At 63.5% G+C, this 22,552-nt stretch carries 18 protein-coding genes and 1 pseudogene; 10 read left to right on the forward strand and 9 right to left on the reverse strand.

All coding sequences use genetic code 11. The features are described from left to right. The first annotated feature begins 521 nt into the window (after positions 1-521). Both VSR82_RS20395 and VSR82_RS20400 read left to right on the forward strand, forming a co-directional pair. Positions 522-2,357, forward strand: coding sequence for a S10 family serine carboxypeptidase-like protein (locus VSR82_RS20395; RefSeq protein ID WP_429463027.1), 1,836 nt, complete (start codon positions 522-524; stop codon positions 2,355-2,357). 57 nt (positions 2,358-2,414) lie between these two features. Continuing rightward, on the forward strand, positions 2,415-2,807 hold the full coding sequence (locus VSR82_RS20400; RefSeq protein ID WP_429463026.1) for a 2-oxoglutarate dehydrogenase: 393 nt from the start codon (positions 2,415-2,417) through the stop codon (positions 2,805-2,807). 108 nt (positions 2,808-2,915) lie between these two features. Here the strand turns inward: VSR82_RS20400 and VSR82_RS20405 are convergent, their stop codons facing one another. The 5 genes and pseudogenes from VSR82_RS20405 to VSR82_RS20425 form a co-directional block, all read right to left on the reverse strand. Further along, positions 2,916-3,329, reverse strand: coding sequence for a VOC family protein (locus tag VSR82_RS20405; RefSeq protein ID WP_368582580.1), 414 nt, complete (start codon positions 3,327-3,329; stop codon positions 2,916-2,918). 88 nt (positions 3,330-3,417) lie between these two features. Continuing rightward, a pseudogene (locus tag VSR82_RS20410) lies at positions 3,418-4,173 on the reverse strand (metal-dependent hydrolase family protein); the annotation flags it as partial. A 12-nt stretch (positions 4,174-4,185) separates the two neighbouring features. Continuing rightward, a complete protein-coding gene (locus tag VSR82_RS20415) occupies positions 4,186-5,553 on the reverse strand; it encodes an MFS transporter (protein WP_429463025.1) in 1,368 nt (455 codons plus the stop codon). A gap of 144 nt (positions 5,554-5,697) precedes the next feature. Next, a complete protein-coding gene (locus tag VSR82_RS20420; protein WP_429463024.1) occupies positions 5,698-6,231 on the reverse strand; it encodes a helix-turn-helix domain-containing protein in 534 nt (177 codons plus the stop codon). A 123-nt stretch (positions 6,232-6,354) separates the two neighbouring features. After that, positions 6,355-7,428, reverse strand: a complete 1,074-nt coding sequence (locus VSR82_RS20425) for an AI-2E family transporter (RefSeq protein WP_429463023.1) — start codon at positions 7,426-7,428, stop codon at positions 6,355-6,357. 455 nt (positions 7,429-7,883) lie between these two features. Between VSR82_RS20425 and VSR82_RS20430 the strand changes: the two genes are divergently transcribed. After that, positions 7,884-9,161: a hypothetical protein gene (locus VSR82_RS20430; protein ID WP_429463022.1), complete on the forward strand. Its 1,278-nt coding sequence runs from the start codon at positions 7,884-7,886 to the stop codon at positions 9,159-9,161. Positions 9,162-9,200: 39 nt separating this feature from the next. Here the strand turns inward: VSR82_RS20430 and VSR82_RS20435 are convergent, their stop codons facing one another. Continuing rightward, entirely contained in the window at positions 9,201-9,989 is a 789-nt protein-coding gene (locus tag VSR82_RS20435; protein WP_368582585.1) for a hypothetical protein, read from the reverse strand. A 250-nt stretch (positions 9,990-10,239) separates the two neighbouring features. Here VSR82_RS20435 and VSR82_RS20440 point away from each other — a divergent pair, with 250 nt between their 5' ends. Continuing rightward, positions 10,240-11,826: a phospholipase D family protein gene (locus VSR82_RS20440; RefSeq protein WP_429463021.1), complete on the forward strand. Its 1,587-nt coding sequence runs from the start codon at positions 10,240-10,242 to the stop codon at positions 11,824-11,826. A gap of 8 nt (positions 11,827-11,834) precedes the next feature. Here VSR82_RS20440 and VSR82_RS20445 read toward each other — a convergent pair whose 3' ends face one another. The 3 genes from VSR82_RS20445 to tssH form a co-directional block, all read right to left on the reverse strand. Continuing rightward, a complete protein-coding gene (locus tag VSR82_RS20445; RefSeq protein WP_429463020.1) occupies positions 11,835-12,389 on the reverse strand; it encodes a hypothetical protein in 555 nt (184 codons plus the stop codon). A gap of 115 nt (positions 12,390-12,504) precedes the next feature. Next, positions 12,505-12,888: a PLDc N-terminal domain-containing protein gene (locus VSR82_RS20450; protein WP_013093882.1), complete on the reverse strand. Its 384-nt coding sequence runs from the start codon at positions 12,886-12,888 to the stop codon at positions 12,505-12,507. 436 nt (positions 12,889-13,324) lie between these two features. Next, on the reverse strand, positions 13,325-16,009 hold the full coding sequence (tssH, locus tag VSR82_RS20455; protein WP_498858013.1) for a type VI secretion system ATPase TssH: 2,685 nt from the start codon (positions 16,007-16,009) through the stop codon (positions 13,325-13,327). Between the two features lie 171 nt (positions 16,010-16,180). Here tssH and VSR82_RS20460 point away from each other — a divergent pair, with 171 nt between their 5' ends. Genes VSR82_RS20460 through VSR82_RS20485 form a run of 6 tightly spaced genes read left to right on the forward strand, consistent with a single transcriptional unit; the run spans position 16,181 to position 22,545 of the window. Further along, the gene (locus VSR82_RS20460; RefSeq protein WP_429463018.1) at positions 16,181-17,191 is read left to right on the forward strand and encodes a TagK domain-containing protein; all 1,011 of its coding nucleotides are present in this window, start codon (positions 16,181-16,183) and stop codon (positions 17,189-17,191) included. Continuing rightward, positions 17,175-18,011 (forward strand): type VI secretion system accessory protein TagJ, encoded by an 837-nt coding sequence (locus VSR82_RS20465; RefSeq protein ID WP_429463017.1) that lies wholly within the window; start codon positions 17,175-17,177, stop codon positions 18,009-18,011. The genes VSR82_RS20460 and VSR82_RS20465 overlap by 17 nt, the downstream gene beginning before the upstream one ends. Further along, the gene (gene tssE, locus VSR82_RS20470) at positions 18,008-18,526 is read left to right on the forward strand and encodes a type VI secretion system baseplate subunit TssE (RefSeq protein ID WP_368582591.1); all 519 of its coding nucleotides are present in this window, start codon (positions 18,008-18,010) and stop codon (positions 18,524-18,526) included. Before VSR82_RS20465 ends, tssE begins: the two co-directional genes overlap by 4 nt. 1 nt (position 18,527) lies before the next feature. Continuing rightward, on the forward strand, positions 18,528-20,408 hold the full coding sequence (gene tssF, locus VSR82_RS20475; protein WP_429463016.1) for a type VI secretion system baseplate subunit TssF: 1,881 nt from the start codon (positions 18,528-18,530) through the stop codon (positions 20,406-20,408). Positions 20,409-20,410: 2 nt separating this feature from the next. Next, complete coding sequence (gene tssG, locus VSR82_RS20480; protein ID WP_429463015.1) at positions 20,411-21,478, forward strand: type VI secretion system baseplate subunit TssG; 1,068 nt, start codon at positions 20,411-20,413, stop codon at positions 21,476-21,478. Beyond that, positions 21,475-22,545, forward strand: a complete 1,071-nt coding sequence (locus VSR82_RS20485) for a type VI secretion system protein TssA (RefSeq protein WP_498858014.1) — start codon at positions 21,475-21,477, stop codon at positions 22,543-22,545. The genes tssG and VSR82_RS20485 overlap by 4 nt, the downstream gene beginning before the upstream one ends. Positions 22,546-22,552: the final 7 nt, after the last annotated feature.

Genomic DNA, 22,552 nt, shown 5'->3' on the forward strand with positions numbered 1-22,552 from the left:
GAATACGGCCTTTTTAATTCGACTGAAAACACGCTTTAACCGGTTAAATTTACACTTTAATTATATTTTTCAAACGCAATTAATTCCGATGACTTACCACGAAAATCCAATGCAATTCGGATAAATCCGGACAGCATTTCTACACCGCAAGCCGCCGAAGCCGCACCAATGCTCGCTAACCGGCCCTCTTTATCCCGAATAGCATAATCACCGCTCTATCCTTGACAAGACCTCATTTCTCATCCTATTTTCACTCTTGCTGTAAGCACCGGAAACATTCAATTTCAATTTTCTCTTGAAATGTCGAGATAAATCGACAGGGAATTCCTTTGGCCATTCAATCGGTAAATTGGGAAAGCAAATAGAAATATCAACGCAAGCAATTTGAATTAATGAATGCGGAAAAGCTGTCCATGCAACCGCTGCGTGCTTCGAGTGCGGTGCGGGTGATTCGATTCTCCAACGCGCGCGACCGGCGAAAAGCGGCCTTTGTGTAGCGGTATCACTCACCAGGGAACGAGATGAAACCAGACAGAAGGAGTACCGACGATGGCCGCGTCCGTCGTCATGGCCGGCTAGCCGCGCTAAGCGCGCTGACACTCGGAATCGTGATCCTCGCCGGCTGCGGCGGCAGCGATGGAGGTTCGTCGGCGTCGGCGGTTCCAGGCAGCATGGCGCAGGTCGCCAATCAGGCGCAAGCCGCATCCGCGCCGCAGACGCCGTCCGCCAACCAGCCCTACACCGATCTCACCACCTATTCGACGAGCGCGACATCCGGCATTGCCTCGTCACTGGTCACGGAGAAAGCGGCGATCATGCATTACCAGTGGACGTCCGGCAGCACCACCATCAACTACACGACGACCACCGGCCATCTGACCGCAATGGATCTGACGAGCGGCGCACCCGAAGCGACGATGTCCTATGTGGCCTACACGGCGCCTAGCACGAATGGCAAGCCGCGCCCCATCACGTTCGTCTATAACGGCGGGCCGGGCTCTTCGTCGATCTGGCTGCGCCTCGGATCGTTCGCGCCGACACGCGTCGCGACCACCGATCCGCTGCTGAACGGCACCAGCTGGCCGAACTACCCGCTCGTGAACAATACCGAGAGCCTGATCGACACGACCGATCTCGTGTTCATCGATCCGCCGGGCACGGGCCTCTCCGAAGCGATCCTGCCGAACACCAACAAGACTTACTGGAGCACCGATGCGGACGCGAACATCATGCGTGACTTCATCATCCGCTACCTGACGGTCAATTCGCGCAGCAGCTCGCCGATCTATCTGTACGGCGAATCGTACGGCACGCCTCGCACCGACATCCTCGCGCTCGCGCTCGAATCGGCCGGCGTGCATCTGACGGGGATCACGCTGCAGTCTTCGATCCTGAACTACTTCGCGGATGCGATCGAAGCGGTGGCGATCACGGGTTCGCCCGATCAGCTCGCGCTCGAAACCGATACGTTGAGCGGCTACATGCCGGGCTATGCCGAGGTCGCGGCGTACTACAACCAGGTGTCGCCCGCGCCCGTGAGTCAGGCGACTTACGCGCTTCGCAGCGAGGCGTTCGTGACCGCCAACTACAACCTGTTCAAGAACTATTCGCTGTACTGGACGTTGAGCCAGCTCGGCGCGCCCACTTACGCGGGACCGCCGAACTTCCCGCCGACGTGGCTCGAGAAGATCTGGGACGCCGAATCCGGCCTCACGTTGCAGGCGATGCAGGGCTACTTCAACATCAATCCGTTCAACATCACGCTGGTGCCGGGCTCGACGATCGGCCGCTACGATGGTCGCGTGTCGTTGCCCAACTCGGACTCGCGCCTGCAGAGCGATGGCGACCCGTCGGACATCCTGATCTCGCTGCCGTTCACCAATGCGTTGGCCACGCAGATGCCGGATTACCTCGGCTACACGGCGCCGAACGCCGCGTATATGCCGCTGAACGACGCGGTCATCGAGGCGTGGGACTTCTCGCACGGCGGCCAGCCGCTGCCCGACACGATCCCCGATCTGCTCGGCGCACTGAAGCTCAATCCGCAACTGAAGGTGCTGGCGGAAAACGGCTACCACGATCTGGCCACGCCGTTCTTCAATACCGAGAAGCAGCTCGCGCGACTGAAGACGGTGCAGGGCCTCGAGCCGGATCTGCAGGTCAACTTCTTCCAGGGCGGGCATATGATTTATCTGGACGACGTGGCGCGCCCGCAGATGAAGGCGGATCTGGCGGCCTTCTATGGCGGCACGCCGATAGCGGGCGCACTCACGCTCGCGACGCTGCCGCAGCCGTGGGCAGACGAAGCACCCGCCGCCACGCCGACGAGCGAGGCGGTCGCCGCGGCCGCGCCCTGATCGATGGCGGTTTCGCTTCGCGCGAAATCCTCCGACTACTTTTTATGGCGAATCATCATGTCTTCAATCGATATCTTGCGACGTACGCTGGCGTTGATCGTCCTCGGTGTGGTCGTCGGTAGTGCGCACGCGCTGCCGCCTCAGCCCGTGGCGCCCGTGACGCTACCCCACGGCGGACACGGCGTCGACGGTCCGTTCTTTCCGCACAACCGTGCTAGCGCGGTCGCGCCGACCACCGGCTCGACGCTGCAGCAGCAGGCTCAGCAGCTCATGGAGAGCAGGCTGGGCGCGAATTCGGTGCTCAGCAACGGCTCGTCGATCACCAAGGCCGAGGCGCAAAGCAATGGGCTCGGCTATATCGCCAGGCATTTTGACGAGATCGATAGCGCGCATTCGGGCCGTGTGACGTTGAACGAGGTGCGGCAGTATTTGCAGCAGCATCAGCAGTGATGCTCGGTTAGTCCTTCGGTCCCGTAGGAGGGACGGCCGGCGGCGCGGCGCGATCGTGCGACGCGTCGTCGGCCGTCTGTGACTACGCGCCGCGCGGATCCCTTATGCTCACTTCCCCGCCGCCGCCTGGATCATCTTCCATCCATTGCCCGCCGGATCGCGAAAGCCCGCATCGACGCTGCCGAAACGATCCACCGGTTCCTGCGTGAATTCCACGCCGCGCGCCTTCAATTGCTCGTAGCTCGCGCGACAGTCGGCAACGGACAGCACCAACGGCGGCATCGCTCCCTTCGCGACCATCGCGCGCAGCGTTTGCGCGGTCGCTTCATCGTGGATCGGCGGCCCCGGCGCGAACAGGCCCAACTGGAAAGCCGGCTGCTCCGGGTGCTGGACCGTGAGCCAGCGGTAAGCGCCGTTGCGCACGTCCGTGTGGACGCGAAAGCCGAGCTTGTCGACGTAGAACGAAAGCGCCGCGTCCTGATCGTCGACGTACAAACCGACCACATTGATTCCCTGATTCATGACTCCTCCGTCGGTGGTTGAGGGCTCGACTGTATCGCTGACCACCAGGCGGCGCTTCTCCAAAACTGCGCTCGGCTCGCGCGCCGGTTCAATGCAATTCGTTGAACTCGATGCGCCCGCCCTTCATCACCAGCGGGATACGCTCGCCCTGGCCCGTCAGACAACTCAAATCGTGCAACGGATCGCCGTCGACCACCAGCACGTCGGCATAGGCGCCCGGTGTCAGGCGTCCCAGCTTACCCGTCATGCCGAGAATCTCGGCGCCGATGGTGGCGGCGCTGCCGATGATCTCGGCGAGGCTCAGCACTTGCGCGCGGATCGAAAACTCGTCGCTTTGCATCCGATGGCCCGGGCCGAGCAGATCGGAACCGAAGCCCATCTTGACCCCGGCGCGCTTGAAAATCTCCAGCGACTTCAGGCCGGCTTCACGCACGGTGTCGATCTTGGCCGCGCTCCCGGCCGACAGGCCGTAGCGCACGCCCTCGACATGCAAGGCCTCGTAAGCCACCAGCGTGGGCACCACGTACGCGCCGCACTGGGCCATCAGATCGGCGGTCGGCGCATCGATCAGATTGCCGTGCTCGATCGTGGGCACGCCGCAGCGCACCGCGCGACGCATCGATTCAGCGGTATAGGCATGCGCCATCGCATAGGTGCCGCGCGCCTCGGCCTCGGCGACGACCGCGCGAATCTCGTCTTCCGAGTAGCCGAGCGCGCCGATCGGATCGGTCGGCGACGCGACGCTGCCCGAGGCCATGATCTTGATCTGGTCGGCGCCCATCTGCAGTTCTTCGCGCACCGCGCGGCGCAACGCGTCGACGCCATCGACGACCCGGCTCAGCGCAGTATCAGCGGTTCAGCGATTCAGGCGCATCGCGGCAATTTCTTCGAGCGACCGGCCGCGAGTGGACACGCCCATGATCAGAACGGCGAGCGCACCGATGATCAGCACCAGCGTCGTACCGCCGAAAACCCCGACGAAGCCCAGCCGCGGATACAGAAATCCGACCAGGATCGGCGCGGCGATCGCGCCGAGGCGGCCGATCGCCGAAGCGACGCCCATACCGGTCGCGCGCACTTCGGTGGGAAACACCTCGGGCGTGTACGCATAGACGCCGGCATAAGTCCCGTTCATGAAGAACGACAGCAAAAAGCCCGAGGTCAGAATCTCGGCATCGCTGTGCGTGAGCGCGAGCCCCAACGCGGAGAATCCGCCGAGCGCCATGTACGTGACGATGGTTGCGCGGCGGCCGATCTTTTCATTGAGCCACGCGCCCGAGAAATAGCCGGGAATCTGCGCGAGGTACATGACCAGTGAATACGAAAAACTGCGCGTGATCGTCATGCCGTTTTGCACCAGCAGTCCGGGAATCCACGTAAAGAACGCGTAGTAGCTGAACGTGATCGACAGCCACATCAACCAGGCCATCGCGGTGATGCCGGCCAGTTGCCGCGACCACAGCGCCTTGAGTTTAGCCAGTGGCGTACCGGACGCGACGGGGGCTGGCGCGCTCGCTCCCTGCGCTTGCTCCGGCAGCAGCGGCAAGCCGGCGGCGCGTACCACGGCTTCCATCCGTTCGACGATCACCTCGGCTTCGGCGCTTCTGCCACGGCTGTCGAGCCAGCGCGGTGATTCGGGCAACGCGCGCCGCCACCACAGCAGCATGACGATCGGCAGTGCGGTGATCACCGACACGACTCGCCAGGCGTCGGGCGCGAGCGGTATGACCAGGTAACCGAGTATCGCGGCAAACACGAAGCCGAACGAGAAGAACGCCGCCAGACTGCCGGTGAAGGTGCCGCGATATTTGCGCGCGCAGAACTCCGACAGGAAGGGCGCGACGATCGCGCTTTCGGCGCCGGTGCCGAGCCCGGCGACGATGCGTGTCGCCATGAAGAAAGGCCAGTTCTGCGCAGTGGCGCTGACGAGCGATGCGAGGCAGTAGATGATCAGTGCCCACACCATCACTTTGCGGCGGCCAATCACGTCGCCGAGGATGCCGGCGAGCGCGGCGCCGAAGAAGTAGCCGATGAAGGTGCCGCTGCCGAGCACGCCGGTCTGCACACTGCTCAGATGCCACTGGTCGCGCAGCACTGGCAGCATGAAGGCTAGTACCGCAGCATCCATCGCATCGAAGACGTAGCCGAGTCCTCCCATCCATAGCAGCTTGCGATGAAAGCTCGAGTACGGCAGGCGCTCTATACGCGCGGGAATCGTCGACATAGCTTCCTTTCAGAAAGGGGGCGCCGTGGCACCGGGCTTGGTCGAACGAGTATAGGAAGCCCAAATGGGCGGGTCTTGGTTGGAAACTGCATCGAACATGCGGATTCCGGCATCACGGCGCGGCGTGCGCGAGCACTGCCTGATTCACGACTTCTCGCCGGCAGCAGGCTCGGCAGCGTTGCCATTCGCGCGACGGCGCTTTTCCAGAACCGCGGTCGTCAGGTCCGGACGTTGCGCGGCCTTCAGCACACAGGCGGGCACGCGATCGAGTTCGGCCTGATTGGCGCGTGCCTGCACGCGCATCTCGCTCGGGCTTAGCCCGGTGATGTCGCGAAACACGCGGCCGAAGGTGCCGAGGCTTTCCCAGCCGGTCGCGAACGCGATGTCCGTGATACCGAGGTCGGTGTCACGCAGCAGCGTGGTGGCCTGCTCGATACGCCGCGTCAACAGATAGCGGTGCGGCGGCATGCCGAAGGCCCGCTTGAACGAACGCGCGAAGTGCGCTTCCGACACGCCGCTGACTTCAGCCAGGCGCCGTACCGGCCAGGCTTCGTGCGACGCGGCATCGATGCGGTCTTTCGCGCGCAGCAGGCGGCGCAGCAACGCAGGGTCTTCGAGCGCTTCGGCGCTGCCCGGGATCGGAAGGGGCTGGACTTCAGGGTCGTGTGAGCGGGACATGAGTTCGCGTTAGAACCGATAGCCGATGCCGCCGAGAATGACGTCGGTATCGCGGCTATCGCGCGTTATCACGCGATTCCACGTGACGCGCGCGGACCAGCGTGGCGTGAAGCGGCGATCGCTTCACGCGGTCTGCTCAGTCTTGCCGTAAGTGAGCCGGCCGTTTTTCGACAGCAGCACCGCGACCGGCCGCGTCATTTCGAACTCGGAGAAAATGATCGTCATGCTGGCGGTGATCGGCACCGCGAGAAAAGCGCCCGGCACGCCCCACAACGCCGACCACACCGCCATGCTCGCGACAATCGCGAACGGGCTCAGGTTCAGCGAATTGCCCGTCAGATACGGATCGAGAATATTGCCGATCACGAAGTGAATCGCGGACAGCGACACCAGCACGATCAGGATCGAATTCAGGTCGCCGAACTGCAGTACCGACATCAGCACCGGGAACGCAACCGCGAGCACCGAGCCGATATAGGGCACATAGTTCAGCAGCGCGGTCAGTATCGCCCACAGCCCGGCGAACTCGAGGCCGACGCTGCGCATCGCAAGCCAGCAGAGCGCGCCGAGCAGCACGCCGAGAAACGTCTTCAGCGCGAGATAGGCGCCAATGCGCCGGTTGATGTCGATGACCACGCCCCGGATGCGCGCCGCGTTGGTCGAATTGGCGGTCATGTTCGCCAGCTTATCGCCGAACGTGCGGCGCTCGAACAGCAGAAAACTCGCATACAGCACGATCACGAACAGGTCGATGATCATCGACGACAGCGACGCGAGCAGGCCTGTCACCATCGCCTGAATGTTCAGCTGCGTGAGTATGTTCCGCCGCAGTGACTCCCAGGTCGGCTCGCTTTCGAGGTGCAGCAGCGTCGAGATCTTGTGGATCATCAGCAAGACCGAGTCCTGGTAGCGCGGCGCGAGCGCGACGAGCGCGTCGTAGTTGGCGACCAGCATGTCGACCGCGAAGAAAATCGCGGCGCAGATCAGGAACATCGACAACCCATAGCGCAACTGCACCGGCAGCCGCGGGCCGATCAGCGGAATGCGTTGCAGCAGCCGCGTGAGGTCGACCACCAGGTACACCGCGATCGCGCCGAACACGATCGGCACGAAAACCGCACGCCCGATATACAGCACCCAGCCCACAATCAGCAGCAGCAGCACTACGTATACGGACGCTTGCAATCTGTCGGTCATTGGTCAGTGCTCCATGAATCCGCAAACAGGTGCGCCCGAGCTCAACCCGAGGACGACGGCGCTCGCCGCGCACGCGCCCGCCGTACGAGCCCGTTACACAGCGGGCCGCGCGATGGACAGAACCGATCTTCGCACAGAACGATGACAGCTCATACAAAAGCGCGCCAGATCGTTCCGTCCGCAAGCTTCAGGCCGATACCGCGAAATGCGCCAGCAGAATGTCGCGAAACGTTGTGATGAGCCGCCTTCGCTCGTGAAACCATCTGTTACGCTGTTTTAATCGGTTTCAACCACCTGACGTGATCCGACGCGAGCGCCTGCGCCACGCGGTGGTAGCGCTTGGTCAAATCCACGCAGCGAAGCCCGCGCCGCGCGTCGCGGTGCGATGTCCGCACAAGGTCTGTGCGCGATGTCCGCTGCACGCATCCCTCTCAATTCACGGCATGGAGAACGAGATGCTGCAACGGCTGGGGTCGCGATTCCTTGCATTGGGTCTGATCTGGACATTGTCCGCTTGTGGCGGCGGAGGTGGCGGCAGCGGCGCGGAGCTGGGCGGCACCGGCTCGAACGGCGCAGCCGGAGCAACCACCCCCGCATCGAGTCCAACGCCCGCGTCGAGTCCGACACCGGCATCGAGTCCAACTCCTGCGTCGAGCCCGTCGGGCGCATCGGACGCAAGCGCGACGACGCCCAAGCTCGCCGCCGCGACGCCGATCATCGACGGCACGACACTCGGCGCCGCCATCTGGCCCGCGGGCGCCACGGCAACGGGCGGTACAGGTCAGCCTGTCGGCGGACTGAACTGCGGGTTGCGCAGCACCGCGTACACCTATGCGCACGTCTCGATTTACCAGAACGGGCAACTCCTGACGCTGCCGCCCAACATCGGCATGGTCCAGCCGACCGTCTCCGCGCCGACTGGCTGCGCATATCCGGTGCACACGGTCGATTCGAGCGGCAAGATCCATATGGACGCGACGACCGGCGCCACCTACACGCTCGGCCAGTTCTTCTCGATCTGGGGCGAGCCGCTGAGTGCGTCGAACGTGGCGGGCCTGACCGCCTCGCCGATCGCGATCTATGTGAACGACGGCGGCACGCTCACGCAATACACGGGCGACCCCGCGAGCCTCGTGCTCAAGCCGCACGACGAAATCACGATCATGGTCGGCACGCCAGTCACACAAGTGCCCACTTATACGTGGACCGATCCGCCGCCGTTCGACCCGAACCCGATCACGCTCGTCTTCGGAGGCGTGGTCGGCTCGTCGTTCTGGCCGAACGGCACGACGTCGACGGGCGGCAACGGCACGCCTGTTGATGGCCTGACCTGCGCGCCGAACATGAGTGTGCTGTATCACGTGCACGCGCACCTCGCGATCATCAAGGACGGGCAGTGGCTCGCATTGCCGGCGAACGTCGGCATCCTGTCGCAATGCACGTATGAAATGCACACGCACGACAACACGGGCATCATCCATATCGAAACGCCGGACGCAAAGACCTATACGCTCGGCGAGTTCTTCGATATCTGGGGCGAGCCGCTGACGAGCACGAACGTCGCGGGCATCATGGGCGACGTGGTCGCGTATATCAACGACAACGGCGACTCGCGCCGCTATATGGGCGACTTGCGCAATATCCAACTGACGTCGTTGCGCGACATCACGCTGCAGATCGGCACACCGCCGGTGAGCACGTTGGCGACGTATTCGTGGTACGAACCGCAGTAACATCGGCCGCAGGCCGCGTCACTTCGCCGTGACGCGGCTTCAACGCGGCGTACCCGAATGCCCGATGCCGCCCGGCCGGCGCGGCACGATGCCCGCAACGGAGCGCGGCGCCGCGTTCGCGACCAGAATCATCGACGCGCCGGCGAGACCGCTCGACACATGCTTCAACGCATGGCCGGCGATCACGTGATGCGTGAGCTCCCATATCTGCCAATCGAGGCTTTCGAAAATTTTCGCGACCCCGTAGAAGACGATCACGAGCGTCCATGCGATCACGCCGTCCACCTTGCGCGTGAGCGTCATGCCGACGATCAGCATGAGCCCGCCGAACTGAAGAATCGCGTAAGGCCACAGGCTGTTGAACACCAGCCAGTAGCCGACGGTGGCGGGCGACACGACCACCATGATCAACATCGGCGCCCAGCCGACGCGTTGTCCGCTCCACGACGTCCATAGCATCGCGAGGATGCCGGCGAACACGATCGTCATCGGCAGGCGATCCCAGACGAGCGTCTCGTCGTTCGGCGCCATGTGGTAGTAAGCGGAACCGAACGCGGTGAACAGCAGCCCGACCGCGGCGACGACCATGCCGGGGAATTGCGCCGGCTGGTTCGACGCATGCCGCATGACCCAGCGCAAACAGAGCACGCCGGCGATCAGAATGACGACGTTCGACAGCACGTCCGCCGCATGCTGCAGCGGCCCCAGCGAGCGCTGATCGGCGAAGTGGTGATACGCGGCCGGCTGCGCGAGCGGCCATATCATCTGCAGCACGCTGCCCGCCACGAAAAGCAGCACGCTAGCCAGCAGCAAGCGGGAGATCTTCACGTTGCTCGACTCCACAGTGGGGCGAAACGCTCGAAGGCGCCGTGAACCGGACCTTTACGCCTCTTGAGGCCGATGCGCGGCCGGGTTGGCCCCCGTTCGAATTCGCGCAGCCTGCCCGTATCATCGGACAAAGCGCCTGGCGCAACAAGAGCGGCGGGCGGCGCACCGATGGGCATGCGCTCATAGTATTCTTCTCAACCAATGCAAGCTGCGTGCAAGAACGCGCGACCCAAAGGAAGACCCGGACTCCATGCAAGCGCAGACATACCGCCCGTCGTTCCCGCATCGTCGATGGAAGGGCGCGCTGTGCGCGCTTCTGTGCGCAAGCCTGCTCGCCGGCTGCGCACGGTTACCGTCGCTCGAGGACCGCAAGGAGTCGCATGCATTATCTCCCGCGGTCGCGGCCACCACGGATCTCGGTCGCGCGGTCGCGCCCGAGCTGGCCGCGCATGCGGGGCTCGCGGGCATTTATCCGCTCGCGGATGCGCATGTTGCGTTTGCCGCGCGCATGGACCTGATCCGTTCCGCGCAACGCACGCTCGACATCCAGTACTACATCTGGCGCGACGATCTGACCGGCACGCTGCTGCTCGAACAGATTCACGAAGCGGCGGACCGGGGCGTGCGGGTGCGCCTGCTGCTCGACGATCTCGGCATCGCGTCCGCGCTCGACCCGACACTCTCGGCGCTCAACTCACATCCGAACATCGAGGTACGCCTGTTCAACCCGTTCGTCGTGCGCAGCCCGAAATTCCTTGGCTTCGTAACCGACTTTTCGCGCGCCAATCGGCGCATGCACAACAAGTCCCTGACCGCCGACGCCACCGCGACGATCCTCGGCGGCCGCAACATCGGCGACGAGTACTTCGATGCCACCGACGGCGTCGTGTTCGCCGACCTCGATGTCCTCGCGATCGGACCGGCCGCGGCCGACGTGTCGCGCGATTTCGACCGCTACTGGGCCAGCGCGTCGGCGTATCCGGTCGACAAGATCCTGCCGCACGAGAGCGTCGATGAGCTGGCCACGCTGGAGCGTGATGCGCAGGCGATCGAACAGGACCCCGCCGCCGCGGAGTACAAGGAAGCGCTGCGCGGTCCGCGCGTCGTGCAGAACCTGCTCGATCACAAGCTGCCGCTCGATTGGGCCAAAACGAAGATGATCAGCGACGACCCCGCGAAAGGCCTGAACGACGCGCCGCCGGAAGCGCTGATTCCGCACCAGCTACGCGAAGTGATGGGCCAGCCGACGAAGTCGCTCGACCTCGTCTCGCCCTACTTCGTGCCGGCGAATACGGGCACGCAGTATCTGAGCGGCCTCGCCGCCCAGGGAGTGGATGTACGCGTGTTGACGAACGCGCTCGAAGCGACCGATGTCGCCGCCGTGCACTCGGGCTATATCAGGCGGCGCGTCGAGTTGCTGCAAGACGGCGTGCACCTGTATGAATTGCGGCGCGTGGCGGGCGTCACTCAGAAGAAAGAACAGTCGCCGGGGCCGTTCGGCAGTTCCGGATCGAGCTTGCATGCGAAAACTTTCATCGTCGATTCCCAGCGGGTTTTCGTCGGTTCGTTCAACTTCGATCCGCGCTCCGCGCATCTGAATACCGAGCTTGGCCTCGTGATCGACAGCCCCGATCTCGCGACGCGGGTCGATCGCAAATTTCTCGCGCTGCTGCCGACAGTCGCGTACGCAGTGCATCTCGACGCCAACGGCAAGTTGTACTGGATCGAAACCAACGACGGTGTCGAAACCCGCCACAACACCGAACCGAACACGACGTGGTACGCGCGGCTCGGTGTATGGATGCTGTCGATCATGCCAATTGAGTCGTTGCTATAGAGCGCGGTTCAGAATCGTCGCCAATCGCGATCCCTCAATGGATCGGGCGAGCGCTGCGTCGCGCGCAACACGCCATTGGTGTCGAACGCGAAATTGAACAGCATGTGGTTGATGTTGTTTTCGATGTAGCGGTACGACCAGACTTCGCGTTGCGAGAGCCGGAAAAACTGCGTCTGCACGGGGCGGCCGAAATTGGTCAGCACATCCTCGCGCGTCCATTTGCCGATTTCCGCGCGATTGAATTCGCTCAACTGCAACACTTGCCGCACGCTCACGATCTTGCCTGAAGCGTCGATGTCGGCGGCGACCGTGGTCGAGCCCATCGGCTGGGTCGGCCACATCAGCCGGCGGCCGCCTCCGGGCAGGTCATAGGTTTCGCGCGGCGGACCCATGCGGGCGATGATCGCCGCTTGATCCTGGCCAGCCTGGAATTGCTGCCACGGTTGCGCGCAAGCCGCGAGCATCAACGCCGTCAGGCACGTGAGCGCGGCGCGGCGCAAAACCAGTGGCGTGCGTGCGGTACGCGCAACAGCGTTTCGAACGTGGGCGACTCGGGTAAGCATGGTTCCTCCCGTTACGTTCGATCGCGCGTCGATCGGCAAAACCTCACCGTGCACAAGCCAAGGCGACACGGGCTGTGTGCCCGCTCGCCGATGGCTGCACTCAGGTAACCGACGCTTACTGCACGAGCTTCGCGCGCAGACGCGAGTGCTCGTCCGCGGAAATGGAACCGGACGCTTTCAGCTTGTCGAGCTTCTCGATTTCGTCGGCGACACTGAAGCCCACCACATTGCGCAGATCTTCGCGCACCTGCTTGGCCCGCGCCTGATCGCGTTCCGCCATGCCGCGATGTTGCGTGAGCAGATACGCGAAGATGCCGATATACGGCAGGATGATCAGGAAAATTACCCACAGAACCTTGCCCCATCCGGACACGTCATGACGGCGGAACAGGTCACTCGACACCGTGATCAACAGCCAGAACCACAGGATAAAGATGAAGATGGAGAAAACGTCGGCCAGAAAATTCGGGAATGTGAAACCATCATTAAAGAAGAGCATTGTTGTTCTCCAGTCATTCCGGTTGCAATTGAAAGGCGTAACGGATTTCGACCTATGGTTGCCCGCTATGGATGGCGCATACGATTAGCATGGCAGCGCTGAAAATCTACCATGACCGCATGCCGAGTGGGCACGTGCATTCATACTGTATGAAAGACATGCGCATGATGCGGACCTTTTTGTCTTTATAGACTATTCCGATCAAGTAGCGCGAGTACTTTTTAAGGATTCCCTTCGATTGGCGATTTCCGACGATCTGGCGATCATGCCGCATGGCATTGGGCATGCATGATGTGAAAACGATGTCAAATGCCAGCGCTATTGCTATGCAAAAAAAATGCCCAAAAAAAATGTTTGCGAGATGCATCGATTGAATGGCCCGCCGCCGTTCATTTTCGTCAACAAACCTGAATAAGCCCGGAGCATGCGTCAGCGGCTAGCTAGCCCGGACCACGAACGCGTCAGCAGGCGCCGCAGCCGGATCGGTCACCTCGATCGTCATATGCGTGAGCGCGCTTTTCGCTGCAAATGCATCGAGCCACTGCCGTGCGAGGCGCGGCAGCACGTGCTGTTCGATAAAGCCGATCAAAAGACGCGCACCGGTCCCCTGCACGAGGCAGCGCCCGACGATGTAGTCGACCACCTCCGACGCATAACTCAGCGCGATGCCGTTGTTGCCCGCGACGCGCCGAACGACTCGATCGAGATGCAAACGCACGATCCGCGGGAGCGAATCCGAGCCCAGTGGACGATACGGCACCAGCGTCACGCGCCCGAGGAAGGCGGCCGGAAACGCCTTCAGCAATTCTGTCGCAAGCGCGGAACGCAGACCGTCAAAATCCGGCGCAAGCATTTCGTCCGCGCATAGGCTCGCGCTCAGATCGGCGCCGACATTGCTGGTCATCAGGATGGTCGTATTGCGGAAATCGATATAGCGACCATCGCCGTCTTCCATGTAGCCCTTGTCCAGCACCTGGTAGAACATTTCGTGCACGTCGCCGTGCGCCTTTTCAATCTCGTCGAGCAGCACGACCGAGTACGGACGTCGGCGCACCGCTTCGGTCAGCACGCCGCCCTCGCCGTAGCCGACGTAGCCCGGCGGCGCGCCCTTGAGTCCCGAGACCGTATGCGCCTCCTGGTATTCGCTCATGTTGATCGTGATGAGATTCTGCTCGCCGCCGTAGAGCGCCTCCGCCAACGCGAGCGCGGTCTCCGTCTTGCCGACGCCGGACGGTCCCGCGAGAAGGAAGACGCCGAGTGGCTTACGCGGGTCCGCGAGCCCGGCGCGCGCCGTCTGCACGCGTTCGCCGATCTGCTGCAACGCGTCGTGCTGGCCGATCACGCGCGCCGCCAGCGTGGCGGGCAGCCTCTGAACGGCGCTGACCTCGTCGGTGAGCATGCGTCCGACGGGAATACCGGTCCAGTCGGAGACGATGTCGGCGACGATCGCTTCGCCGACTTCCGGAAACACGAATGGCGCATCCGCCTGCAGGTTCGATAACGTCCGCTCCAGTTCGCGCAACGTCTGCAGCTCGCTCGCCGCGCTATCGCGCGCGTCGGGCTCAGGGCCGCCTTCTGCGGCTCGCGCGCTCACGGCCTCGCGTGCGCCAGCGAGCGCCTTCGCCGCCTCCGACTGGGTCTGCCAGGCGGCTTCGACAACACGTTCCTCGAACTCGAGCGTTGCGATGGCCGCGTTGACGTCGGCCAGCTCGGTCTCGCTGCCAAGCCCGATACGCACCTCGTTACCGAGCAGCCCGGCTTCGACGCGCGCGGCTTGCAACCGCTCGCGAATTCGCTGCAATTCGCGCGGTGGCGCGTGCTGCGATAGCGCGACGCGCGCGCAGGCGGTGTCGAGCAGGCTGATCGCCTTGTCCGGCAACTGACGCGACGGAATATAGCGATGCGACAGTGTCACGGCTGCGCGAATCGCTTCGTCGAGAAGTACGACTCCATGATGGCTCGCGAGCGTGCGCGCGAGTCCGCGGACCATATCGATCGCGCACGGCTCGTCGGGCTCGGCGATCTGCAGCACCTGAAAGCGCCGCGTGAGCGCCGGGTCTTTCTCGATGTGCCGCTTGTACTCGGCCCACGTCGTCGCGCCGATCGTGCGCAACGTGCCGCGGGCGAGCGCCGGTTTGAGCAGGTTTGCCGCGTCGCCGGTGCCGGCCTGACCGCCTGCGCCGATCAGCGTGTGAATCTCGTCGACGAACAGCACGACCGGCGTCGCCGACTTCGCCGCCTCCTCGAGTACCGACTTCAGCCTGGCCTCGAATTCGCCCTTCATGCTCGCGCCGGCAAGCAGCGCACCCACGTCGAGGCTCAACAGCCGCACGTCGGCGAGTTTCGGCGGAACTTCGCCCGCCGCGATCGCGCGCGCGAGCCCTTCGACGACCGCCGTCTTGCCAACCCCGGCGTCGCCGGTCAGAAGCGGATTATTTTGACGCCGCCGCACCAGCACGTCGATCATCGTGCGAATCTCGACTTCGCGGCCAACCACCGGATCGATTTCACCGGCGCGCGCGCGTGCGGTCAGATCCGCGCAAAACTGCGCCAGTGCCGCGCCCTTCGCCGATGCTGCGAGCGCACCGGACGCCTCGCCCGGCACCGCGGACGAAAAGTCGCTCTGGTCGTACGGGGTGTCCTTCTCTTCGGGGGAACCGTCGATCCACGCCGGCAACGCATCGTGAAGGCCGTCGACGCCAATCTTGCCGAACTCCGGCGAAATGGCCAGCAGCAAGCGCCGCAATTCCGGCGTCTCGACCAGCGCCGCCATCAGCCATGCACCGCGAATCCGCCCGTCGCCGAATGCCAGCGTCGCGACGATCCACGCGCGCTCGATTGCCATCTCGACATGATGCGAAAAATCCGTGAGCGCGCTCGCGCCGGACGGCAGCGCGGCAAGTGCCCTCTGCAGGTCGCGCTCGAGCAGCTCGCGGCTGATGCCGCAGTGTCTGACGATGCGGTGCAGATCGCTATCGGACTGCGCGAGCAGTTGGTGCAGCCAGTGCACCAGTTCGATATACGGGTTGCCGCGCAGCTTGGAAAACGCCGTAGCGGATTCGATGCTCCTGAAAAGCGTCGCACCGAGCTTGCCGAACAACGCGTGGCGTGAAATGGACATGATGAAGTTGCAGGTAAAGATATTTGTTGCGAAGAGGCGTGGCTCTGCCGTGGCATCCGGCATTCCGCGAGCAGGTGTCCGAAAAAGCGTGCTGGCCACACTGATCGAGCGACAAAGGATAGCCGGTCGATCGCTACTTGTATTTGGGCCGTCGCCCATATTCCGCTCGAGGTGCGCGAAGTAGCATTCACATCTGCCGGATGCCAGCCCGCAGTTTTAGTTGGTGTTCCTTTTATTTCTGCGTCGGGAGAGTCCTTTAACAATGCGCGCTTTACAGTCGGATCTGATTCGCCATTGCATACCGGCCAAGCCATGACGGGATATCACGCTCGCTGGGACCATTCGCCTTTCGAAGCGAGTGCGCTCAGGACGTTCGCACGAACCATCCAGTCTCTCGCGCTCGTTCGCGCCGTTTCGCGAAACGGTCGCGCCGGCGCGGCGTGTTCGTCTGACGCTGTTCCGAACGCGCATCCCGACTTTCAGCCTATGCCCGATTTGTTGATGAACCCGCATCTCGAAAAAGCGAACGCGCCTGAAGACTCTGTCCCGACACCACCGTCGAGCGCGAATTCGCCCGCGGCCCGGATCGAGCCCGTGCTCACGAAACCGGATGACTTCGGCGACCTGATCGCACTAGCCGACGAGAACGATGACGATCCGCTGCCGTCGCGGCGCGAACCGCATCCAGCAGAACACGGCGGACACGACGGCATGGCAAAGCTTCTGGCAGCCGACATCGATGAAGCGGACCCGCTCGCCGCGCTCACGCTCGAATACCGTGACGCGCTGCTGAACCAGAAAAGCGGGAACGCGCCCGAGCCCAAGGCGTCGGCCGAAGCTCAGAGCGAGCCGATCATCGGGTCATCTCCCGATCCATTCGCCGAACTTGTCGATCCGTCGCAAATGGAAACATCCGTGTTCGACCTGCTGACGAAGGGGAAGAACATCGACACCCTGCTCGATGATCTTGACTCGTTCGGTGCCGAGCAGGTTTTCGAGGCGGACCAAACGCACGAGATCCTCGCACTGCTCGCGCCGCGCGGAATTCCCGCACACCGTGCGAGCAGGACCGCGCTGCTCGCACGCGAAGAGCATCACCTGGTGAGCATGGACAGCCACATGGCCATGCCTGAATCGATCGAATACGAAGAGCCTGCATTTTCAGATGAAAATAACCGCTGACCTGCCCAAGTCGGATACTCCAACCCTTAGCAGCCTGCTCGACGCGCAAACCTACGGCGAACTGAAGCAGCAAACCATCGACAACGTGCGCAAGCATCCGTCGAACCTGCGCGAACGCTGGCTGCTGTTCGAGCTGTTGTGCCTCGACGGCGAATGGAACCGCGCGCTACAGCAGTTGCAGACGTGGGCCACGCTCGAGCCGGAAGGTGCGTCGCGCGCCCAGATGTATCGCGGGCTGATCCGCAGCGAGATGTTCCGCGCCGAGGTGTTCGCGGGTCAGCGCACGCCGGGCGAGATCGAGCCGCTGCCCGAGTGGGTGAAATCGCTGCTGCAAGCCAATCTCGAGTTCGGCGAAGGCAACCTCGCCGCCGCCGACGAACTGCGCGGCGCCGCGTTGAACGCCGCGCCGGCCACTCGCGGCGAAAGCACGCAGATCGGCCAATTCGAGTGGCTCACCGATAGCGACAGCCGGCTGGGTCCTGTGTGTGAGCTGACCGTCGCGGGCGGTTATCGCTGGGTGCCGTTCGACTCGATGAAATCGCTGACGCTCGGTCCGGTCACCGCGTTGACCGACCTCGTCTGGCGCTCGGCCGTCGTGGGCCTACGCGACGCGACTGTCCTGCGCGGCTATCTGCCGGTGCGCTATCCCGGCTCGGAAACTGGCTCCGCTGCCACCCGGCTCGCGCGCGAAACTACCTGGAAAGACGTTGGAGAAACGGGCGTGATCGCGCTCGGCCAGAAAACCTGGAGCACCGACAAGGGCGACGTCGGCTTGCTCGACATCGGCGAATGCCGGTTCAATCACGACGAGCACGTATGACCAGGTCCGACGCGCGGCACCGGCAAGCCTATATGCCGTCGCTGATCGACCGCCTGCTCGACGATGCGCCCGCACGGCGCAGCGAGCGGCCCGAGGCCTATGCGCCGAACAGCGAAGGCATGCGCCGCATCATCCAGCGTGATCTGAGCCTGCTGCTCAACACGACGAACCTGGACGACGAAATGGACATCGCGCGCTACCCGATGCTAGCCGAATCGGTCGTCAATTACGGCATCCCCGCGTTGTCCGGAAGCTACCTCGCCAGTCGCAACTGGGAGACCGTCGAGAAGATGGTCCGTAACGCAATCGTGCGCTTCGAGCCACGTCTGATTCCCGAGTCGCTGCGCATCCGGCCGCTCAATAGCGAGAACCCGGTACGCTACAACCAGCTCGTGTTCGAGATTCACGGCCTCATGCGCTGGTCGCCCTATCCCTTGGAATTTCGCATCCAGAGCGCTTTCGACATCGAAACGAATCACGTCACGTTCGACGCGGACACCGGCAGGGGAAATTGACATGGACCCGCAATTCCTCGACTACTACAGCCGCGAACTGACGTACATGCGGGAAATGGCCGGCGAGTTCGCCGCGCAGCACCCGAAGATCGCGCGCCGCCTTGGCATGGAGGGCATCGACGTCGCCGACCCGTATGTGGAGCGGCTCATCGAGGCATTCTGCTTCATGTCGGCTCGCACACAGATCAAACTCGACGCCGAGTTTCCGCGGTTTACGCAGCGCCTGCTCGAAGTGGTCTATCCGAATTACGTCGCGCCGACGCCGGCGATCGCCGTCGCGCAGTTGCGTCCGAGCCTGCGTGAAGGCGATTTCACGAAAGGGCTGAAAGTGCCCCGGCATAGCATGCTGCGCTCGGCAATCCCGCCAGGCGAGCAAACCGCATGCGAATTCCGCAGCAGCCAGGACGTCACGCTATGGCCTATCGAGATCGTTGAAGCCCGGCTCACCGCCGTGCCACCGGATATCCCCGACACCGATCGCCATCTGTTGCCGCACGTGCAATTGCGCGGCGCGTTGCGGCTGCGCCTGCGCACAACCGGCGAAGTGAAGTTCAGCCAGATGACGAACTTCGACCGGCTGCCCATCTACATCGGTGGTGACGAACGGATCGCTTCGCACCTGTTCGAGCTGATCCATGCCGGTAGCGTCGCTTCGGTCGTGCGCGCGTATGGTGCGTCGCGCGACGAAGGGCACGTGGTCGCGAAAACCTCGGTCGAATTCGAAGGTCTGCAAGCGGAGCAGTGCCTGCTGCCGCTTACCTGGAATACATTTCACGGCCACAATCTGCTGCAGGAATACTTCGCATGCCGCCAGCGCTTCTATTTCTTCGCGCTGACGCAGCTCGCGGCCGGTCTCGCGCGCGTGGACAGCAAGGAAGCGGAGATCGTGCTGCTGCTCGACCGTCTGCCGGAAGAGCTGGCCGCGCACGTGGACGCAGCGCGTTTCCTGCTGTTCTGCACGCCGGTCATCAACCTGTTTCGAAAGCGCACTGATCGCGTGGAAATCAATCGCGCGCAAACCGATTTTCATCTGCTCGCCGACCGCACCCGGCCGCTCGACTATGAGATTTTTTCGGTGTCGCGCGTATTCGGTCAGCGGGCGCAAACATCGCTCGAAGTCGAATTCAATCCGTTTTATCAGACGCTGCATAGCGATGTGGGCAACCACGGCCGCTATTTTTCGGTGCGTCGTGAGCAGCGCGCGCTGTCGGCCAATGCACGCAGGTACGGCACCCGCACGCCGTATATCGGCACCGAGGTCTACGTGTCGCTCGTCGATCAGGCGGAGGCGCCGTACGCCGACGACATCCGCTATCTGTCGGTCGAGGCGTGGGTCACGAACCGTGACCTGCCGCGCCTGATTCCGCGTGACGGCAAAACCGACCTCACGATGTCCGATTCCGTGCCGATCGAAGGCGTGCGCCTCGTGCATGCACCGAGCGCGCCGCGCGCGCCGTACGCGAGCGGCGAAACGGCGTGGCGTCTGATCCGGCAGCTGAGCTTCAACTACATGCCGCTCGCCGACCTCGACCACGGCGACGGCGGCCAGGCGCTGCGCAACATGCTCGGCCTCTTCATCGCGCCAGGCGAGCGCGAACAGGCACGGCAAATCGAGGCATTGGTCGGTGCTCGCACCGAACCGGTGGTGCGTCGCTTGCCGGGCGACGGACTGCTCGTCTATGGGCGTGGCGTGCGCTGCGAACTGACGGTCGATGAAACCGGCTTCTCAGGCATCAGCCCGTATCTGTTCGGCCTCGTGCTCGAGCATTACCTCGCGCGCCACGTTTCGATCAACGTGTTCTCCGAAACCGAACTTCGTTCGATGCAACGCGGCCTGATCACCCAATGGCGGCCGCGCATGGGCGGACGCGGAGCGGTATGAGCATGGACGGGACATTGGCGAGCGCCGTCGCACCGACGCGATCATCGCTCGATCCGCAATCGCTCGACGCGTGGTTCGATCCCGACACGCCGTGGCAGTCCGGTTTCCTGAGCCTGCTGCGCGCGATCGCCGCGCGCGACCCGCTGATGCCGTTGCCGGGCACCGCGAGCCTGCCGCGAGAAGAGCCGTTCCGGATCGGTCAGCAGCCCACATTGGCCTTTGCGCCGCGCGAAATCGCGTCGCTCGGCACGCGAGACGGTCGCCTCGACGTGCGGCTGTTCGGGCTCGGCCTGTGGGGGCCGCAGGGGCCGCTGCCGCTGCATATGACCGAACTGGCGCACAGTCGTGTGGAAAGCTACCAGGATCATGCGCTCGTCGGCATCGTCGATCTGTTCCATCACCGCGCACTGTCACAGTTTTATCGCGCGTGGGCATCGGGGCAAGCCACCGCGTCGCTCGACCGTGCCGGCGACGAAACGTTTTCGTTCTACGTCGCCAGTCTGATCGGCGTCGACCCGGCCGAGGCGAAGCATTCCTGTCTGCCCACGCATTCGCGTTACAGCGCGGCGGCGCACCTCGTGCGCGAGGCGCGAACGCCGCACGGCATCGAGGCGACGCTCTCGCATTACTTCGGTGTTCCGATGACCATCGAAGAGTTCGTGCCGCACTGGATCCATCTGTGCGCATCGGAACATACGAGGCTCGGCGTGCCGGGGCCCGCGGCGATCATCGGTGAATGCGCGCAGCTCGGCGAGGCCATCCCCGACCGGCAACACAAGTTCCGGCTCGTCGTGGGTCCGCTCGACCTCGATCAGTATCTGCGCCTCACGCCGCACGGCGAGGACTTGCCGACGTTCGTCGAATGGGTGCGGGCCTTCGTCGGCCATGAATACGCGTGGGAGGTCAAGCTGCTCGTCAACCCGCGCGCGGCGCCACCCACCTGCATCGGCACGTCGCAGAGACTCGGCTACTCGACGTGGCTCGGTGATTCCGTCGACGACCTTCCGGTCGTCGGCATGATTTTCGAACCTGAACAGTACAACGACCGACCCCGGAGTTCCTTCGCATGAACGCCCACACTCCCGCCGTCGTGCTGCGCTACGCCGATCTGCTCGAACCGGTGTCGGCGCACGCGCCTTGCGGTCCCGATCTCGAATACGATCCGGCTTTCGTGATGCTGCAGGCGGCCGCGGCCCCACGCGCCGAAGCGCAGTACGGCGACTTCGTCGACGTGCCGCCAACGGCCAATTGGGCCGACATCGAACGCGATTGCCGCGCGCTGCTGCTGCGCACGAAAGACATCCGCCTCGCGGTGATCCTGCTGCGTTGTCAAACCCGGCTCGACGGCGCGGCCGGCCTGCGCGATGGCCTGGCTTTGCTGATGGCGATGCTCGAATGCCATGGCGAAGCGCTCCACCCGCTGCCGGTGTTCGAAGGCGAACGAGACCCGGCGATGTTCGCCAACGCGATCGGCGGACTCGTCGAACCGGATGGCATGCTGGCCGATGCGCGCGACATCCCGATGCCAAGGGCGGCCGGGCTGCAACTGCATTTGCGCGACATCGAAAAATCGTTCGCGACGCCGCGCCAGAAGGACGCGCTCGCTCCTGAATCCGTCGCCCGCTTGCTAAAGGAATGGTGGGGCCGACGCGACGCGGCGCTTGCCGCATTGGTCGAAGCGCAGTGTCTGACGCAGCGCATCGCCGCTTGGTGCGATGAGACGCTCGGCGTCGATGCGCCCGATCTCGGCTCGTTGTCCCGAGCACTGCAGCCATTCGCGCAGCATCGGTTGGACGGTGGCGGCGCATCCGGGCCGACGCCCGTGCCCGCTCGAGCCGTCAATGAACAGGACAACGACACTGCGCATGGACCGGCGCCGGCTAGCGTCGCTGCGGCAACGCTACCGCGGTCCGACGCGCCGGCCGATCCGCCAATCACCGCGCCGTGTCCAATGGATCGCTGGAACGCGCTCGCAGCCATTCAGGGGACACGCATGTGGTTCGAGCAAAACGAACCGAGCAGTCCGGTCATTGTCTTGCTGCGCCAGTCGGAGCGAATGGTGGGCAAACGGTTTTCAGAACTCGCCCATATCATTCCCGCCGATTTACTCGCTAAATGGGATGAGTTCGACGGTTGAGGCAACG

Source organism: Burkholderia sp. JPY481 (genome assembly GCF_038900515.1).
GTDB classification, from domain to species: Bacteria; Pseudomonadota; Gammaproteobacteria; order Burkholderiales; family Burkholderiaceae; genus Paraburkholderia; species Paraburkholderia youngii.

What these genes read in the sequence shown, in the direction of transcription:
- VSR82_RS20395 (WP_429463027.1), top strand. Translation starts at nt 522, where the DNA reads ATGAAACCAGACAGAAGGAGTACCGACGATGGCCGCGTCCGTCGTCAT.
- VSR82_RS20400 (WP_429463026.1), top strand. Translation starts at nt 2,415, where the DNA reads ATGTCTTCAATCGATATCTTGCGACGTACGCTGGCGTTGATCGTCCTC.
- VSR82_RS20405 (WP_368582580.1), bottom strand. Translation starts at nt 3,329, where the DNA reads ATGAATCAGGGAATCAATGTGGTCGGTTTGTACGTCGACGATCAGGAC.
- VSR82_RS20415 (WP_429463025.1), bottom strand. Translation starts at nt 5,553, where the DNA reads ATGTCGACGATTCCCGCGCGTATAGAGCGCCTGCCGTACTCGAGCTTT.
- VSR82_RS20420 (WP_429463024.1), bottom strand. Translation starts at nt 6,231, where the DNA reads ATGTCCCGCTCACACGACCCTGAAGTCCAGCCCCTTCCGATCCCGGGC.
- VSR82_RS20425 (WP_429463023.1), bottom strand. Translation starts at nt 7,428, where the DNA reads ATGACCGACAGATTGCAAGCGTCCGTATACGTAGTGCTGCTGCTGCTG.
- VSR82_RS20430 (WP_429463022.1), top strand. Translation starts at nt 7,884, where the DNA reads ATGCTGCAACGGCTGGGGTCGCGATTCCTTGCATTGGGTCTGATCTGG.
- VSR82_RS20440 (WP_429463021.1), top strand. Translation starts at nt 10,240, where the DNA reads ATGCAAGCGCAGACATACCGCCCGTCGTTCCCGCATCGTCGATGGAAG.
- VSR82_RS20445 (WP_429463020.1), bottom strand. Translation starts at nt 12,389, where the DNA reads ATGCTTACCCGAGTCGCCCACGTTCGAAACGCTGTTGCGCGTACCGCA.
- VSR82_RS20450 (WP_013093882.1), bottom strand. Translation starts at nt 12,888, where the DNA reads ATGCTCTTCTTTAATGATGGTTTCACATTCCCGAATTTTCTGGCCGAC.
- tssH (WP_498858013.1), bottom strand. Translation starts at nt 16,009, where the DNA reads ATGTCCATTTCACGCCACGCGTTGTTCGGCAAGCTCGGTGCGACGCTT.
- VSR82_RS20465 (WP_429463017.1), top strand. Translation starts at nt 17,175, where the DNA reads ATGAAAATAACCGCTGACCTGCCCAAGTCGGATACTCCAACCCTTAGC.
- tssE (WP_368582591.1), top strand. Translation starts at nt 18,008, where the DNA reads ATGACCAGGTCCGACGCGCGGCACCGGCAAGCCTATATGCCGTCGCTG.
- tssF (WP_429463016.1), top strand. Translation starts at nt 18,528, where the DNA reads ATGGACCCGCAATTCCTCGACTACTACAGCCGCGAACTGACGTACATG.
- tssG (WP_429463015.1), top strand. Translation starts at nt 20,411, where the DNA reads ATGGACGGGACATTGGCGAGCGCCGTCGCACCGACGCGATCATCGCTC.
- VSR82_RS20485 (WP_498858014.1), top strand. Translation starts at nt 21,475, where the DNA reads ATGAACGCCCACACTCCCGCCGTCGTGCTGCGCTACGCCGATCTGCTC.